The organism is Rhizobium sp. LARHSG275, assembly GCF_052871115.1.
The window spans coordinates 25767-40285 of sequence record NZ_JBIXJN010000021.1; the positions used below are offsets into that span (position 1 = coordinate 25767).

The 14519-nt window shown below is 61.3% G+C and carries 12 protein-coding genes; 6 read left to right on the plus strand and 6 right to left on the minus strand.

Annotated elements, in window-relative coordinates; all coding sequences use genetic code 11:
• Positions 1-119: 119 nt before the first annotated feature.
• Entirely contained in the window at positions 120-1310 is a 1191-nt protein-coding gene (locus tag ACIPSK_RS25525) for an efflux RND transporter periplasmic adaptor subunit (RefSeq protein WP_018495560.1), read from the minus strand.
• 46 nt (positions 1311-1356) lie between these two features.
• Positions 1357-2169 carry an alpha/beta hydrolase fold domain-containing protein gene (locus ACIPSK_RS25530; protein WP_162117935.1) on the minus strand — a complete coding sequence of 271 codons (813 nt, stop codon included), beginning with the start codon at positions 2167-2169 and terminating at the stop codon, positions 1357-1359.
• A 164-nt stretch (positions 2170-2333) separates the two neighbouring features.
• Here ACIPSK_RS25530 and ACIPSK_RS25535 point away from each other — a divergent pair, with 164 nt between their 5' ends.
• A complete protein-coding gene (locus tag ACIPSK_RS25535) occupies positions 2334-3245 on the plus strand; it encodes a LysR family transcriptional regulator (RefSeq protein WP_017965865.1) in 912 nt (303 codons plus the stop codon).
• A 337-nt stretch (positions 3246-3582) separates the two neighbouring features.
• Here ACIPSK_RS25535 and ACIPSK_RS25540 read toward each other — a convergent pair whose 3' ends face one another.
• The gene (locus ACIPSK_RS25540) at positions 3583-4323 is read right to left on the minus strand and encodes an SDR family oxidoreductase (protein ID WP_162117934.1); all 741 of its coding nucleotides are present in this window, start codon (positions 4321-4323) and stop codon (positions 3583-3585) included.
• A gap of 121 nt (positions 4324-4444) precedes the next feature.
• Here ACIPSK_RS25540 and ACIPSK_RS25545 point away from each other — a divergent pair, with 121 nt between their 5' ends.
• Genes ACIPSK_RS25545 through ACIPSK_RS25555 form a run of 3 tightly spaced genes read left to right on the plus strand, consistent with a single transcriptional unit; the run spans position 4445 to position 6376 of the window.
• Complete coding sequence (locus ACIPSK_RS25545) at positions 4445-5353, plus strand: LysR family transcriptional regulator (RefSeq protein ID WP_162117933.1); 909 nt, start codon at positions 4445-4447, stop codon at positions 5351-5353.
• Positions 5354-5390: 37 nt separating this feature from the next.
• Positions 5391-5705, plus strand: coding sequence for a hypothetical protein (locus tag ACIPSK_RS25550; RefSeq protein WP_026154326.1), 315 nt, complete (start codon positions 5391-5393; stop codon positions 5703-5705).
• A gap of 53 nt (positions 5706-5758) precedes the next feature.
• Entirely contained in the window at positions 5759-6376 is a 618-nt protein-coding gene (locus tag ACIPSK_RS25555; protein ID WP_162117932.1) for a DNA-3-methyladenine glycosylase, read from the plus strand.
• Between the two features lie 3 nt (positions 6377-6379).
• Here the strand turns inward: ACIPSK_RS25555 and ACIPSK_RS25560 are convergent, their stop codons facing one another.
• From ACIPSK_RS25560 to ACIPSK_RS25570, 3 genes are read right to left on the minus strand one after another with little or no spacing between them, the layout of a single operon-like run.
• Complete coding sequence (locus tag ACIPSK_RS25560; protein ID WP_017965870.1) at positions 6380-7921, minus strand: DHA2 family efflux MFS transporter permease subunit; 1542 nt, start codon at positions 7919-7921, stop codon at positions 6380-6382.
• Positions 7914-9143, minus strand: a complete 1230-nt coding sequence (locus ACIPSK_RS25565; RefSeq protein WP_162117931.1) for an HlyD family secretion protein — start codon at positions 9141-9143, stop codon at positions 7914-7916. Before ACIPSK_RS25565 ends, ACIPSK_RS25560 begins: the two co-directional genes overlap by 8 nt.
• Positions 9136-9600 (minus strand): MarR family winged helix-turn-helix transcriptional regulator, encoded by a 465-nt coding sequence (locus ACIPSK_RS25570; RefSeq protein ID WP_003562008.1) that lies wholly within the window; start codon positions 9598-9600, stop codon positions 9136-9138. Before ACIPSK_RS25570 ends, ACIPSK_RS25565 begins: the two co-directional genes overlap by 8 nt.
• Positions 9601-10146: 546 nt before the next feature.
• Between ACIPSK_RS25570 and ACIPSK_RS25575 the strand changes: the two genes are divergently transcribed.
• Positions 10147-11322 (plus strand): efflux RND transporter periplasmic adaptor subunit, encoded by a 1176-nt coding sequence (locus tag ACIPSK_RS25575; RefSeq protein WP_017965872.1) that lies wholly within the window; start codon positions 10147-10149, stop codon positions 11320-11322.
• Entirely contained in the window at positions 11319-14507 is a 3189-nt protein-coding gene (locus tag ACIPSK_RS25580; protein ID WP_162117930.1) for an efflux RND transporter permease subunit, read from the plus strand. The genes ACIPSK_RS25575 and ACIPSK_RS25580 overlap by 4 nt, the downstream gene beginning before the upstream one ends.
• Positions 14508-14519: the final 12 nt, after the last annotated feature.

Sequence of the window (14519 nt, forward strand, 5' to 3'; positions counted from 1 at the left end):
TCAAAGCCCTCTCCGGGGTGAACATGGATGCAAAGTCCCTCTCCGGCGGTTTGGCAGCCCGCCGGCGGGTCATATCATTTCGCGTATCGGCCTTCCCCAGGGAGGGGAAGGCGAAGTCTTTACTGCGCGGTCGCGACCTTCTCTTCCATCTGAGGTGCGACGACTGCACCAGGACGGATGCGCTGCAGACCGTTGACGACGATCTTCTCACCGACGTTCAGGCCGCTTTCGACAACCCGCTGGCCGTCAGCCAGCGTGCCGAGCTGGACCTGTCGATAGGCGACCTTGTTCTCGCCATCGACGACAAAGACGAACTTCTTGTCCTGGTCCGTACCGACGGCACGGTCGCTGATGACGATCTTGTTCTCGGCCTTCGGCTGGCCCATGCGCACCCGCACGAACTGGCCGGGGATGAGACGCCCGCCCGGATTGTCGAAGACGGCGCGTACGCCGATCGTGCCGCTTGATGCATCGACCTCGTTGTCGATCAGTTGCAGCTTGCCCTTGATCGGCGTGCCGCTGTCGGTCAGCGTGCCGACCTCGACCGGGATCTGCTCGACGGCAGGCAGGGCGCTATCCGTCTGCGGAAGCTGGGCAAGCGCGCGCGTCACCATCTCTTCACTGGCATTGAAGCTCGCATAGATCGGATCGACGGAAACGAGCGTCGTCAGCGCCGGCGAGGTCGAACCGGCCGCGACGAGGTTACCGGCAGTCACCTCGATCTTGCCGATGCGGCCGGAAACCGGAGCTCGCACCTGCGTATAATCGAGATCGAGCTGGGCCGACTGCAGTGCGGCCTGCGCCGAACGCAGCCCCGCCTGAGCCTCGGCCAGCGAACTCTGACGTTGATCGAGATCACTCTGGGAGATGGTGCGGTTGTCGGAAAGCCTGCGGCCGCGGTCGAGTTCAGTCTGCGCCAGGCTGACCTTGGCTTCGGCCGAAGCGACCTGGCCTTGCGCCTGCGCCACGCTTGCCTGGTAGGGGGCCGGGTCGATGGTGAAGAGCAGGTCGCCCTGCTTGACCAGCGCCCCTTCACGGAAGGCCACCGACAGGATGGCACCGGCAACACGGGAACGCACCTGCACACGGTCGACGGCTTCCAGACGGCCGGAGAAATTCTCCCAGGCCGTCACATCGTGCGCCGCGACGACGGCCACCGTCACCGGCACAGCGGGAGCCTGTGCAGGGGCGGAAGCGGCCGTGGCGGTCGTGCTCATCGGCAATTCGAAAAACAATGCGGCGCCGGAAACGGACGCAACAAGGCCAATGCCGGCGCCCACCAGGGCCCAGCGCTTCTTTCTGGACGTCATCGGTACTCTCCTTACGGCTCAAGGCCGCCGAAATATCAGGTCTTCTTCAATGCAATTGCGGTTGAACGCTTACGTCCCGAAGGAAGCTTCCGAAATGGCGGCTGACGTTTTCCTGCCAGTCGGGCACTCCCTCGGATTTCCCACCATAAATCGAGGGCCAGCCCGTCCCGGCGGGAAGGACATGCTGGCGCACACCGACACCGGCCTGTTTCAGGCGGGCACCGTAACCAATCGTTTCATCATGCAGAGGATCGTCCTCCGCGGTGAATATCAGCGCCGGCGCGACGCCCGAAATACGAGAACAGAGGCAAGGCGCCGCGTAAGGGTGGCAACCGCCGCCGCTCAGATAGTGGCTCCAGCCCTCCGTCCAGCGTTGGCGCATGCCGATGGCTTCGGCCTTGCGGATTGACGACGTGCCCATGAAGGGATCGAGCAGCGGCGAAATCAGGATCTGGCCGTCGAGCGCGTCCGGCATCTGGTCGCGCGCCTTCAGCGCCACACCGGCAGCGACATTGCCGCCTGCTTCTTCGCCAGCGACGAAGAGCAACGACTTCCGATCGCCGAGACCGGCGCGTTTGTTGGCGAGATAGGTGAAAACGGAGAAGGAGACTTCCAGCGCTTGCGGGAATATGTTGCCGGAAAGACTGCTATAATCGGCAGCAACGACGATGGCGCCGGCCTTGGCGAGGCTCATCGCCACCGGCCGGTCGACGTGTCTGTCGTTGTCCAGAAACGCGCCGCCATGCAAGTAAAGCACGATCGGCGGACCCTTGCCGTAATCGGCGCCCTGGTAGATGCGCGCGGAAACGGGGCCGACGGCCACCTTATCCAGCATCATATCTTTCCATTCCACCGTCATGCTTCCGGTCTCTTTTGCGTCGGCCACAAGCAGACAACACCTGCCGCTTGCATTTTATACGAAAAAGATATTGTTATTCCAACCAAGGAATAAGAAGCTATATCGCGATAACTCTGTTCCAGATCTCGAACAATGGTGCAACGCAAACTGCGGATTTGAACCCGATGGATCAGCTCTCGGCAATGCGCGTCTTCATTCGCGTCGTGGAGACGGGCAATTTCACCCGCGCCGCCGACATGCTCGCCATGCCCAAGGCGACAGTGACCAATCTCATCCAGGGCCTGGAAGCGCATCTGCGCACCAAGCTTTTGAATCGTACCACGCGCCGGGTCATGGTGACCACGGACGGCGCACTTTATTACGAACGCGCCGCCCAGATCATTTCCGAGCTGGAAGAACTCGATGGCAGCCTCTCCAATTCCCAGAGTCTGCCGAGCGGGCGGCTGCGTGTCGAGATGGCCGGCGCCTTTGCCGATTGGATCGTCGTTCCGGCACTTTGCGATTTCTATCAGCGTTATCCCGATATCCGTATCGATCTCGGTGTCGGCGACCGCACGGTCGATTATCTTGCGGAAAATGTCGATTGCGCGCTGCGGGCCGGCACGCCGGCCGACCAGTCGCTGATTGCGCGGCGCGTGTCCGAAGTCGAGATGATCACCTGCGCTTCACCGGGCTACGTCCAGAAATTCGGCATGCCCGAGCGGCCGGAGGATCTGGAGGCGGATCACTACACCGTCAACTATTTCCGCGCACAGAATAACCGGACCCTGCCTTTCGAATTCCGCCGACACAACGAAGTGATCGAGACCAGTCCGCGTTACATCGCCTCGGTCAACGATAGCCGCACCTATCTGACGGCTGCGCTGACGGGTCTCGGCATCGCGCAGGTGCCGATCTTCATGGCGCGCGAGCCGATGGCAAGGGGCGAGCTCGTCCGCGTGCTGCCCGATTGGCGTCGCGATCCGCTACCGCTCTATGTCGTTTATCCGCCGAACCGCCACCTCAGCAACAAGGTGCGCGTCTTCGTCGACTGGCTGGTGAAGCTTCTGGTCGAGGCGAGACTGAACGACGTCTGAGCGCCAAGACAAATACGGCCCGGAAGGCAGTGGAAGCCTTCGACGGGCCGCAATGTACAACTTTGAACATCAAGCCTGTCGCACCGTAGCAAGGACGCGGCAGGCTCTGGAGGTTCGGGAGAGAGTGGCAGGGAATTCCACTCTCTCGCGATAAAACAGATATACGCACTCCCCGCTGGATTGTAAGGAAAAATTCCGCAATCGCGTTCACATAATTGCGATGACGGCTCTGCGCCGATATTCCCGCACGCGGTGGCGGACCGGGTGTCAATTCCCGATGGCTGGCTTCAGCAAGTCCTCAAGGCCGATGAGCGGCGGCCGGACGCCGCCGGTTTCGTCAGACCGCGCCGCCATTGGCGCGTAGCGTCTGGCCGTTGACCCAGCCGCCGTCCGGGCCGGCAAGAAAGGCAACCGCAGCGGCGATGTCTTCCGGCGTGCCGAGACGTTCCATCGGGTTCATTTTCGCCGTGCGGGCGATGAGTTCGTCCGACTTGCCGTTGAGGAAAAGGTCGGTGGCGACAGGACCGGGCGCGATCGCATTGACCGTGATGTTTCTGCCGCGCATCTCCTTGGCCATAATCGCCGTCAGTGTTTCCACGGCAGCCTTGGTAGCGGCGTAGACGCCGTAGGTTTCGAGCTTCAGGCCGACGACGGATGTCGAAAAGTTGATGACCCGGCCGCCGTCATGCAGACGCTTGGCGGCTTCCCTGAGCGTATTGAAGGTGCCTTTGAGGTTGACGTTGATCTGGCGATCGAAATTAACGTCGTCGGCCTCGGCAAGAGAAGACAGCATCATGATCCCGGCATTGTTGACGAGCACATCGACGCCGCCGAAGGCCGTTTCCGCGGCTTCGAACATGTGGCGGACGGCTTCGGCATCGCCGACATCGGCTTTCGCCGTCAGTGCCTTGCCGCCGGCCTGCTCGATCTCCTGGGCCAGTTCCTCGGCTGGAGCGGCATTGCCGGAATAGTTGATGACGACGGTGAAACCGTCCTTGGCGAGGCGTCGGGCGACTGCCGCGCCAATGCCGCGGGAAGCGCCGGTCACCAGTGCGACCTTGTTTTCGTTGCTGGCCATTTTCGTTCTCCTTCAGGAATGCGCCGCAGCGCGTTTTCGATGAGGAGAAGATGCCGCTTTTCTATGCGCGGATAATCGGGCATCATCCAGCATCACTATCCGGGAATAACGAACAAACAAGATGGACAGATTCGATGCCATGCGGGTCTTCTCCCGCGTTGTGGAACGGCGCAGCTTTACTCTTGCGGCCGAAGATACCGGCCTGCCGCGCTCGACCGTCACCGATGCAGTAAAGCAGCTCGAAGCCCGTCTCGGCGTGCGCCTGCTCCAGCGTACGACGCGTCATGTCAGCCCGACGCTCGACGGCCAAGCCTATTACCAGCGCTGCCTGTCGATCCTCGCCGATATCGAGGAAGCCGAAGGCGCCTTTGCCGGCGCCAAACCGAAGGGCATGCTGCGCGTCGACGTGCACGGCACGCTTGCCCGCCATTTCGTGCTGCCGAGCCTGCCGTCCTTCCTGGAGACCTATCCTGACATTGAATTCTACATGAGCGAGGGCGACCGGCTGGTCGACCTCGTGCGCGAGGGCATTGACTGCGTGCTGCGCGTCGGCACGCCTCAGGACAGCGACATGGTCGCCCGGTGCGTGGCCATGCTCGATGAGGTGACCCTTGCCTCCCCCGCCTATATCGCCCGTCACGGCCAGCCGCAGCATCCGGACCAGCTTGCCGGCCATCGCATGGTCGGCTTCCGCTCCAGCGGCACCGGCAGTCTGCTGCCGCTCGAATTCATCGTCGACGGCGCAGTAGCCCACATCGGCATCCCGGCGACCGTCGCGGTCAATGCCGCCGAAAGCTATATTTCAGCGGCGAGGATGGGCCTCGGCATGATCCAGATCCCGCGCTATCACGCTGAAAAAGATCTGGCCGAAGGCACGCTGGTCCAAGTGCTGCCGGATTTTCCGCCGACGCAAACACCGGTGTCCCTGCTCTATCCCCGTAACCGCCAGCTTTCGCCGCGCGTGCGCGTCTTCATCGACTGGCTGGTGAAGGTCTTCGCTCGACAAAATTCTGAAAACGCGCTTCACTAAAATGCGCTTTGCTAATATGAACGCCTCGGAGAACGCCATGGCACTCAACGATATCACCGTCTACCAAACGGAGGACGGCTTCGTTGTCGAATTCGGCGGCGAAGGCGAAGACAGAATTGCCGTGACGCTGCTCAGCACGCCTGAACTGACGCCGGAAAACGCCGTCTTGCGGGCCAAGGCCTTACTTGCCGCAGCAATCGAACCTGCCCGTGGCGACGGCAGGCGCAGCAAGGACCCCGCTTTGCTCGAGGAAGAGCTGGAGGAGGGTCTGGAGGATACCTTCCCGGCGAGCGACCCGGTCTCGGTCACATCCTCCTCGATCCCGATGCGCGATCCGAATGCCGGCCGCTGATCCCTGTCGCGCAAACGTATGAAACGGTTTTGGGATGACGCCAAGCGCGCTGAATGTTATTTGCATCTGATATGACCGATTGTGGAACGATATCAGGCGCGATCGGCGTCGGCGCACTTGCCGGCGAAAGCCTCAGAAAATTTTTCGAGCGCGATGCGATCACCGTCTCTCGCGACCTGCTCGGCTGCCATCTGACCGTGGATGGCGTCGGCGGACGCATCACCGAGACCGAAGCCTATTTTCCCGATGACGAGGCCTCGCACAGCTTCCGCGGCCCGACCAAGCGCAACGGCGCCATGTACGGCAAGCCGGGCAACGTCTATATCTACCGCATCTACGGCATGTACTGGTGCCTGAATTTCGTCTGTCATCCGGGCTCGGCTGCCCTCATCCGCGCCCTGGAGCCGGAAACGGGAATCCCTCAGATGATGGAGCGGCGCGGCACCGATATGCTGACGGCGCTCTGCAGCGGGCCCGGCAAGCTCTGCCAGGCGCTCGGCATCGATATCGCGATCAACGACAGGCTGCTCGATCGCTCGCCCTATGCGATTGCGCCGTCAGCACCCGTGCCGATCATCTCGGGAAAGCGCATCGGCATCACGAAAAACGCCGAAGCACCATGGCGCTTCGGCATTCAGGGATCGCGTTATCTCAGCAAGCCGTTCCGCTAATCACTACTCCATCACCGCGCTGTGGTCGACGGCGGGTGCTGCCTTCGGCTTGCGCAGCAGCAGAACCAGCGGAATGACCGCAAGCGACATCAGCATCAGCAGCTTGAAATCGTCCATATAGGCGATGATCGTCGACTGCAGCGTGATGATTTCGTTGAGCGAAGCGCGGCCGGCAGCCGTCAGCGGGCTTAGCCCCTGTGCCGCGACTGCGTTGAAGGCGTGATTGAACGGCGTCACATAGGCTGCGATCGATTCGTGATTGCTCTGTGTGTTTTCGACGATCAGCGCCGAGACGATCGAGATGCCGACCGACGAGCCGATGTTTCGCGACAGGTTATAGAGGCCGGTGCCGTCGCCGCGCATATGGGCGGGCAGCGTGGCAAAGGCGATCGTCGTCAGCGGCACGAACAGGAAGCCGAGGCCGGCGCCCTGGATGAAACCGACGGAGACGATCGTCCATTGTGAGACATCGGGCGTCCAGCCGGTCATGTCGTACATCGCCCAGGCGGTAAGACCGAGACCGAGCACCAGCAGCAAGCGCGTATCGACCTTGCCGATCAGCCGTCCGACGATGAACATGCAGAGCATGGTGCCAAGCCCGCGCGGCCCCATCACGATGCCGGCGGTGATCACGGGATAGCCCATCAGCGTTTGCAGATAGGGCGTCATCAGCGCCAGCGAGGCGAGATAGGTGATGCCGATCACGAAGATGAAGATCATGCTGATCGAGAAATTCTGGTCGAGAAACAGCTTCGGGTTCACGAAGGATTTCTCTGCCGTCAGCGTGTGCACGATCAGCAGATAGAAGGCGGCAGCGCAGATCAGCGCCTCGATGACGATCTCGCCCGAGGAGAACCAGTCGAGCTGCTCGCCGCGGTCGAGAAAGAGCTGCAGCGCGGCAATGCCGAGGCTCATCATCCCGAAGCCGAACCAGTCCAGCTTGGCAAGCAGATCCCTCTTGGTCTCGGTGACGAAGACGACGATGCCCATGAAGGCCAGCGCGCCGATCGGCACGTTGATATAAAACACCCAGCGCCAGCTGATATTGTCGGTCAGCCAGCCACCGATGACAGGCCCAAGCACCGGCCCGACCATTACCGAGACGCCGAAAAGGGCCATGGCCGAGCCGCGCTCCTCGACGGTATAGATATCGAGAAGGATGCCCTGGGAAAGTGGCACCAGCGATGCGCCGAACAGGCCCTGCAGCAGGCGGAAGGCGACGATCTGGTTTAGTGATTGCGCCAGGCCGCAGAGCACGGAAGCAACCACGAAACCGACGATGGCGACGAGCAGCACGCGTTTGCGACCGAACTTGGCGGCAAGAAAGCCCGACGGCGGCGTCATGATTGCCGCCGCGACGATATAGGAGGTCAGGACCCAGTTGATCTGGTCGGCGGAGGCCGACACGCTGCCCTGGATATAGGGCAGCGCCACGTTGGCGATCGTCGTGTCCAGCGCCTGCATGATGACGGCGAGAATGACGCAGGCCGTGATCGCACCGCGATTGGCAATCGGCGTCGCCGGAGAAGCGGAAGTGTTACTCATGATCCTTGCCCTGAGGCCGACCCAGAAGCTTGTTGACGAAATCAGGCAGGCCGCGGGCATGGCCGGTCTCGACATCGACCACCGTGCTCATGCCGACGCGCAGCGGCGGCTTGCCGTGGGTCTCATCGATACTGACTCGCATCGGAATGCGCTGGACGACCTTCACCCAATTGCCCGTGGTATTCTGCGCCGGCAGCAGCGAGAAGCTGGAGCCGGAGGCCGGGCTGATGCTCTCGACTTTGCCCTTCCATGTGACGCCGGGATAGGTGTCGATATAGATATCGGCCGTCTGGCCGGGTTTGACGTAGGTGAGCTCGGTTTCCTTCGGGCTGGCGGCGATCCACAGGTGGTCGGTGGCAACAAGCGAAAACGCCTGCTGCGAAGCCTGCAGATAGGAGCCGACCTGCAGCGCGTTGACATTGGTGACGATGCCGTCGAACGGCGCCTTGACGACGCTGTGGTCGAGTTCGCGCTGGGCATTGTCGACATTCGACTTGGCCTGCAGGTAGAGCGGGTTCTCCTCGAGCGGCTGATCGGCGGAGCCGCCGAGCTGGGCAAGCGTGGTTGCGGCTTCCGCCTTGGCGACGGTCACCTTCTGCTCAGCGGCTTCGAGATTGTGCTTGGCCTCGTCATAGGCCGAGCGGGTCGCGCCGCCGCTGGTCACCAGGTTCTGCTGACGGTCGAATTCCTCCTGGTAATAGGGAATATCGGCCTCGGCCTGGGTGATCTCGGCCAGCGACTGCTGATAGCTTGCCTTGAGGTTCATGATCTGGTTGCGCTGGACGCCCAGCTGGGCCTCGGCGCCGGCAAGCGCGATCTTGAAGGAATCGGCCCTGAGGCTGAAGAGCACTTGCCCCGCCTTGACCGCCTCGTTCTCATGCACGTTGATCTGGTCGACGATGCCTGAGACATCGGTGGTAAGCCCGACCATATCGGCCTGGATATAGGCGTTGTCGGTCGACATCACCTGACCGCCATTGACGTAATAATAACCACCGACGACGAGCGCCACCGGCAGCAATGCAAACAGGATCGGCCGCGTGAGACTGCGCCGGCGGCGGACCTTGTTGCCGCCAGGCGCAGCCACGGCGGCAGCCGGCGCTGAATTGGATGAAGGCGCTTCGGCTACCGTTTCCTGCTGTTTCGCTTCGTTTTCTTCGACAGGAGTCTTGGTCTTGGCATTGGCGTCGGCAACGACGCGGAGGGGGGATTGATCAGCCATCGTTCGTCTCATTCTCGTCAACCGGGCTCCGGCATGCCTGAACCAGGTTCGTCTTCATTACGGATAGGATGTGGAAAAGCAGCTCGCGCTGTTCTGGCGAAACGCCTTGCAACGCTTCTGCGCGGGTGGTGTCGCCGAGCTCGCGCATTTCGGCGAGCAACGGGTGCGCCTCGTCGCGCATGTAGAGCAGCCAGATGCGCCGGTCGGTCGGGTGCTGGCGGCGCTCAATCAGCCCGCGCTCGGCGAGCTTGTCGAGAATGCGCACCAGCGTGATCGGCTCGACTTCGAGGATTTCGGCAAGGCCGCCCTGATGGATACCCTCGTTATTCGAGAGATAGGCAAGCGTCTGCCATTGCGACCGGGTCAGCCCAAGGCACTTCGCGCGCTGCTCGAACCGCTTGCGCAGCAGCCGCGCGACGTCGTGGAGAAGGAAACCGAGGGTCGGAGTGGCGTTCATGAAAACCTGTGACCGTTATTTATAAGCATACTTATAATATCGGTAGATATATTGAGCATGTACGCTGCACAAGGGCATGGATGGCAGATTCAACGGAAGCGGCCAAAATGCCGCAGACCAGCTCCGTCCCTATTTCTGCGGTAGGTACAGCCTCCGGAGGAGGCGCGGCGCGCCGCCCTCGACGATATCGACGATGATGCCCCTCACATGCTGGAACAGGAGTTCGACTGGGGCCGAACTCGCGCCCTGCTACCCAGGGAGAGACGAGATCGTCGAGAGCGGATGCCCTCCCGTGACGTTTTGATGGATTCCGGAATCGTTACCAATTGGCATTTGCAATTTTTCGTCGCTGCCGTTTATAGTCCAATTCCATAGGGTTACGATTTTTCCGATGTGCATTGCGTGCCGGCCTTCCTTTTCCAAGGGATTGAATGCCGGGGGAATCACGGGGGCAAAGGCCCTCATTCAAAGCAGCAAGACATGAACAGCATCACTTCATCTTGAGGTTGGCGGCAGTGAATCGGCCGTCGAGATTGGAGGACCGGTATGACTTACGCGCTTCGACAGATGGTGGTGCTTGGCTGTATTGCCGCATTCATGCCTCTCCCCGCGCTGGCCCAGAGCGCTCCGCCGCCCCCGCCGGTCACCGTCGCCAAGCCTGTCGTGCGCGATGTCGTCGACAGCGACGAGTTCATCGGCCGTTTCGAGCCCGTCGACGAAGTCTCCGTCCGTTCGCGCGTCGGTGGTTACCTGGAGGAAATCCATTTCCAGGACGGCGCCCTGGTCAAGCAGGGCGATCTGCTCTTCGTCATCGACCAGCGGCCGTTCGTCACCGCGCTTAATCAGGCAAAGGCGGCACTCGAAGCCTCGCAATCCGCCCTGGTCTTTGCCGATGCGCAGTATAAGCGCGCGCAATCGCTTGCTTCGAGCGGCAGCCAATCGGCGCAGACGCTGGACGATCGCCGCCGCGAATTCGATTCGGCTGAGGCCAATGTCCGCGGCGCCCAGGCTGCCGCCGATCGCGCATCTCTCGACATGGAATATACCGAAATCAAAGCGCCGCTCAGCGGCCGCATCGACCGCCGCCTGATCTCCGCCGGCAACCTCGTGCAAACCGACCAGACCATTCTCACGACGATCGTTTCTCTCGACCCGATCGATTTCTATTTCGACGTCGATGAGCGCCGCCTGCTGAATTTTGCCGACACGGCCCGCAAGCTGGGCAAGGATCTCCAGCAGGGCGGTGGCGGACTGGATGTATCCGTCACGATCTCCGATCCCAATGCCAAGCCATTCAAAGGAAAGCTCGATTTCGCCGAAAATCGGGTCGACAATGAGAGCGGCACCATTCGTCTGCGTGCCCGCTTCCCCAACCCCGATCTCGTCCTTCAGCCCGGCCTCTTCGGTCGCATACAGGTCGAAGCCTCGAACACCTACCAGGCCATTCTCGTGCCCGACGAGGCGATCGGCTCGGACCAGAATGAGCGCGTCGTTTATGTCGTCGCCGAAGACGGCACGGTGTCGACCAAGCCCGTAAGGCCTGGGCCGAGGCTCTACGGCTACCGCATCATACGCGAGGGCCTCGATGGCACCGAGACGATCATTGTCAACGGCCTGATGCGCGCCCGACCGGGTGCAAAGATTACGCCTCACATGACCGAACTGCCGCAGGAGCGGCAGGACACTGCGCCCGAAACCGCCGGCGCGGAGAGCGGACAATGAGATTTGCTCATTTTTTCGTGGACCGACCGATCTTTGCGGCCGTCATCTCGATCCTGCTTCTCGTCGTCGGTGGCATTGCCTATACGCAATTGCCGGTATCGCAGTATCCGGAGATAGCGCCGCCGACCATCGTCGTGCGCACCTCTTATCCGGGTGCCGACCCGCAGACGATCGCCGATACCGTTTCAACGCCGCTTGAACAACAGATCAACGGCGTCGAAGACATGCTTTATATGTCTTCTTACTCCAGCGCCGACGGCGCCATGTCACTGACGATCACCTTCAAGCTCGGCACTGATCTCGACAAGGTCCAGGTGCTCGTCCAAAACCGCGTTTCCATCGCCCTTCCCCGTCTTCCCGAAGAAGTCCAGCGGCTTGGGGTGACCACCGACAAAAGCTCGCCGGATCTGATGATGGTCGTGCACCTGCTGTCGCCGTCGCACCGCTATGACCAGCTTTACGTCTCGAATTACGCCCGCAACCGCATACGCGACGTTCTCGTGCGCCTTGACGGCGTCGGCGACGTGCAGATCTTCGGCGAGCGCCAGTATTCGATGCGAATCTGGCTGGATCCGGAAAAGCTCTCCGCTTACGGGATGACATCCGACGACGTCGTCTCCGCGTTGAGAGACCAGAACGTTCAGGTATCAGGCGGCAAGATCGGTGCCCCACCCGTCACCGGCAAAAATGCATTCGAATATACGGTGCGAACGGATGGCCGTTTCTCCGACGTGCGCGAGTTCCGATATGTCATTGTGAAATCGACGACATCGGGCCGGCTCGTGCAGTTACAGGATGTCGCCCGGATAGAACTCGGCGCACAGGATTACGTCACCAACAGCTATCTCAACAACGATCCCGCAGTTGCTCTCGGCATTTTCGCCCGGCCGGGAACCAACGCCCTGGACACCGCCCATCAAGTCCAGACGCTCATGAAGGACTTATCCCAGAATTTCCCGCCGGGTCTGGAATATCGTATCGTCTACGACACGACCGAATTCATCTCGGATTCGATCACCGAGGTCTACAAGACCATCGCCGAAGCGGCCATCCTGGTAGCAATCGTCGTTCTTGTCTTCCTGCAATCCTGGCGAACCACGATCATCCCCATCATTGCCATCCCGGTATCGCTGATCGGTACCTTCGCCGTCCTGCTCGCCTTCGGCTTCTCGCTCAACATGCTCACCCTGTTCGGTCTCGTGCTGGCGATCGGTATCGTTGTCGACGACGCGATCGTGGTGGTGGAAAACGTCGAGCGCAATCTGGCGCGCGGCATGACGCCGAAGCAGGCGTCCCATGTCACGATGGACGAAGTCGGAACCGCCGTCGTCGCTATCTCGCTGGTGCTGATCGCCGTGTTCGTCCCGACGGCCTTCATTCCAGGCATCTCAGGACAGTTCTACAGACAGTTCGCGGTTACGATCGCTGTCACCACTGCAATTTCCGCGTTGAATTCGCTCACGCTGTCGCCCGCCCTCGCAGGCATATTGCTGAAAGCCCATGACCACGAAACCAAGCGCACCAATGTCGCCTCGCGCCTCGGAAGAGGGCTTGCAAACGGCTTCAATCATGGATTCGATCGGCTGAGTTCCGGCTATTCATGGACCGTTCGCCATCTGGTCAGCAGCTGGGTTGGATTGACAGCGGCAATGGTCACCTTCGTTTGCCTGCTCGGAGCGACCTGGTACATGGGCACGAAAGTTCCCGCGGGCTTTATCCCGACCATGGACCAGGGTTACGCGATCATCGTCATCCAGCTTCCGGACGGCGCCTCACTTGCACGTACCGACGCCGTCGTCAAACAGGTCGGCGATATCGCCCGCACCGTGCCCGGTGTCGGCAATGCGGTGCAATTTGCCGGCTTCAGCGGGGCGACCTTCACCAATGCCTCGAATGCCGGCGTCGTCTTCGTCCCGTTCAAATCCTTTGCCGAGCGAGAAGAGGGCGGCGAGACCGCCAACAAGATCATCGGCGAGCTCTACGGCAAGCTGCAAAGCATCCAGGAAGCCTTCATCATTGCCATCCCGCCGCCATCCGTGCGTGGCGTCGGCAATTCCGGCGGCTTCAAGATGCAGATTTCCGATCTCGAAAACGCCGACATGACGCGCGTGCTCGGCCTGGCCCGACAGATGATGGGTGCGGCGGCAACGACCGAGGGGCTAACCGGTGTCTTTACGACATTCTCCGATGCAAGCCCGCAATATTTCCTGGCGATCGACCGTGACAAGGCGCGTTTCCTGAATGTGCCGATTCCCAATATCTTCAATGCCCTTTCCATCAATCTCGGCGTCGCTTATGTGAACGATTTCAATGCGTTCGGCCGCGTCTACCAGGTTCGCGCCCAGGCCGACCGGCAATATCGCATGGACCGGGAAGACATCCTCGCCCTCAAAGTCCGATCGGCGACCGGCGCGCTGGTTCCGCTTGGAACCTTGATGGACATCCAGGATGCCAGCGGCCCGGCCCTTGTCCAGCGCTACAACATGTATGTCTCGGTGCCGCTTCAGGGCAATCCGACGCCGGGCACGTCGACGGGCGATGCCATCGCCAAGATGGAGGCCTTAGCAGCCAAGATCCTGCCGCAGGGAACGACCTTCGAATGGACGGAACTCGCCTATCAGGAGACCCACACCGGCAACACGGCCATCTACATCTTCGCCCTGTCTGTCATCTTCGTCTTCCTGGCGCTAGCGGCACAATATGAAAGCTGGGTTCTGCCGCTCGCGATCATTCTCATCGTCCCGCTGGCGGTGCTTGCGGCGCTGATCGGGGTCTCGCTGAGGGGAATGGACAACAATGTCCTGACCCAGATCGGCCTGATCGTCCTGATCGGCCTTGCCGCCAAGAACGCCATTCTGATTGTCGAGTTCGCCAGGCAGGCGGAAGACGAGGGCAAATCGCCGGTAGAGGCGGCCATCGAGGCCAGCCATCTTCGCCTGCGCCCGATCCTGATGACGGCATTCGCCTTCATCTTCGGTGTTCTGCCGCTTGCGATCGCCACCGGCCCCGGCGCAGAAATGCGCCAGTCGCTCGGCACCGCCGTCTTCTCGGGCATGCTCGGCGTGACGATCTTCGGCCTGTTTCTGACGCCGGTCTTTTACGTCGTGCTGCGCGGTTGGCGCCGCAAGCGGCCGGCCACTGTAGAGCCAGCGAAGACGGAGCCGGTTGAGCAAGGGGTCGTCTGACACGACCCCACC

Excerpts from the sequence above, each read along its gene's own strand:
- ACIPSK_RS25565 (WP_162117931.1), bottom strand. The coding sequence starts at position 9,143 with ATGGCTGATCAATCCCCCCTCCGCGTCGTTGCCGACGCCAATGCCAAG.
- ACIPSK_RS25560 (WP_017965870.1), bottom strand. The coding sequence starts at position 7,921 with ATGAGTAACACTTCCGCTTCTCCGGCGACGCCGATTGCCAATCGCGGT.
- ACIPSK_RS25575 (WP_017965872.1), top strand. The coding sequence starts at position 10,147 with ATGACTTACGCGCTTCGACAGATGGTGGTGCTTGGCTGTATTGCCGCA.
- ACIPSK_RS25580 (WP_162117930.1), top strand. The coding sequence starts at position 11,319 with ATGAGATTTGCTCATTTTTTCGTGGACCGACCGATCTTTGCGGCCGTC.
- ACIPSK_RS25535 (WP_017965865.1), top strand. The coding sequence starts at position 2,334 with ATGGATCAGCTCTCGGCAATGCGCGTCTTCATTCGCGTCGTGGAGACG.
- ACIPSK_RS25530 (WP_162117935.1), bottom strand. The coding sequence starts at position 2,169 with ATGACGGTGGAATGGAAAGATATGATGCTGGATAAGGTGGCCGTCGGC.
- ACIPSK_RS25525 (WP_018495560.1), bottom strand. The coding sequence starts at position 1,310 with ATGACGTCCAGAAAGAAGCGCTGGGCCCTGGTGGGCGCCGGCATTGGC.
- ACIPSK_RS25550 (WP_026154326.1), top strand. The coding sequence starts at position 5,391 with ATGGCACTCAACGATATCACCGTCTACCAAACGGAGGACGGCTTCGTT.
- ACIPSK_RS25570 (WP_003562008.1), bottom strand. The coding sequence starts at position 9,600 with ATGAACGCCACTCCGACCCTCGGTTTCCTTCTCCACGACGTCGCGCGG.
- ACIPSK_RS25545 (WP_162117933.1), top strand. The coding sequence starts at position 4,445 with ATGGACAGATTCGATGCCATGCGGGTCTTCTCCCGCGTTGTGGAACGG.
- ACIPSK_RS25555 (WP_162117932.1), top strand. The coding sequence starts at position 5,759 with ATGTTATTTGCATCTGATATGACCGATTGTGGAACGATATCAGGCGCG.
- ACIPSK_RS25540 (WP_162117934.1), bottom strand. The coding sequence starts at position 4,323 with ATGGCCAGCAACGAAAACAAGGTCGCACTGGTGACCGGCGCTTCCCGC.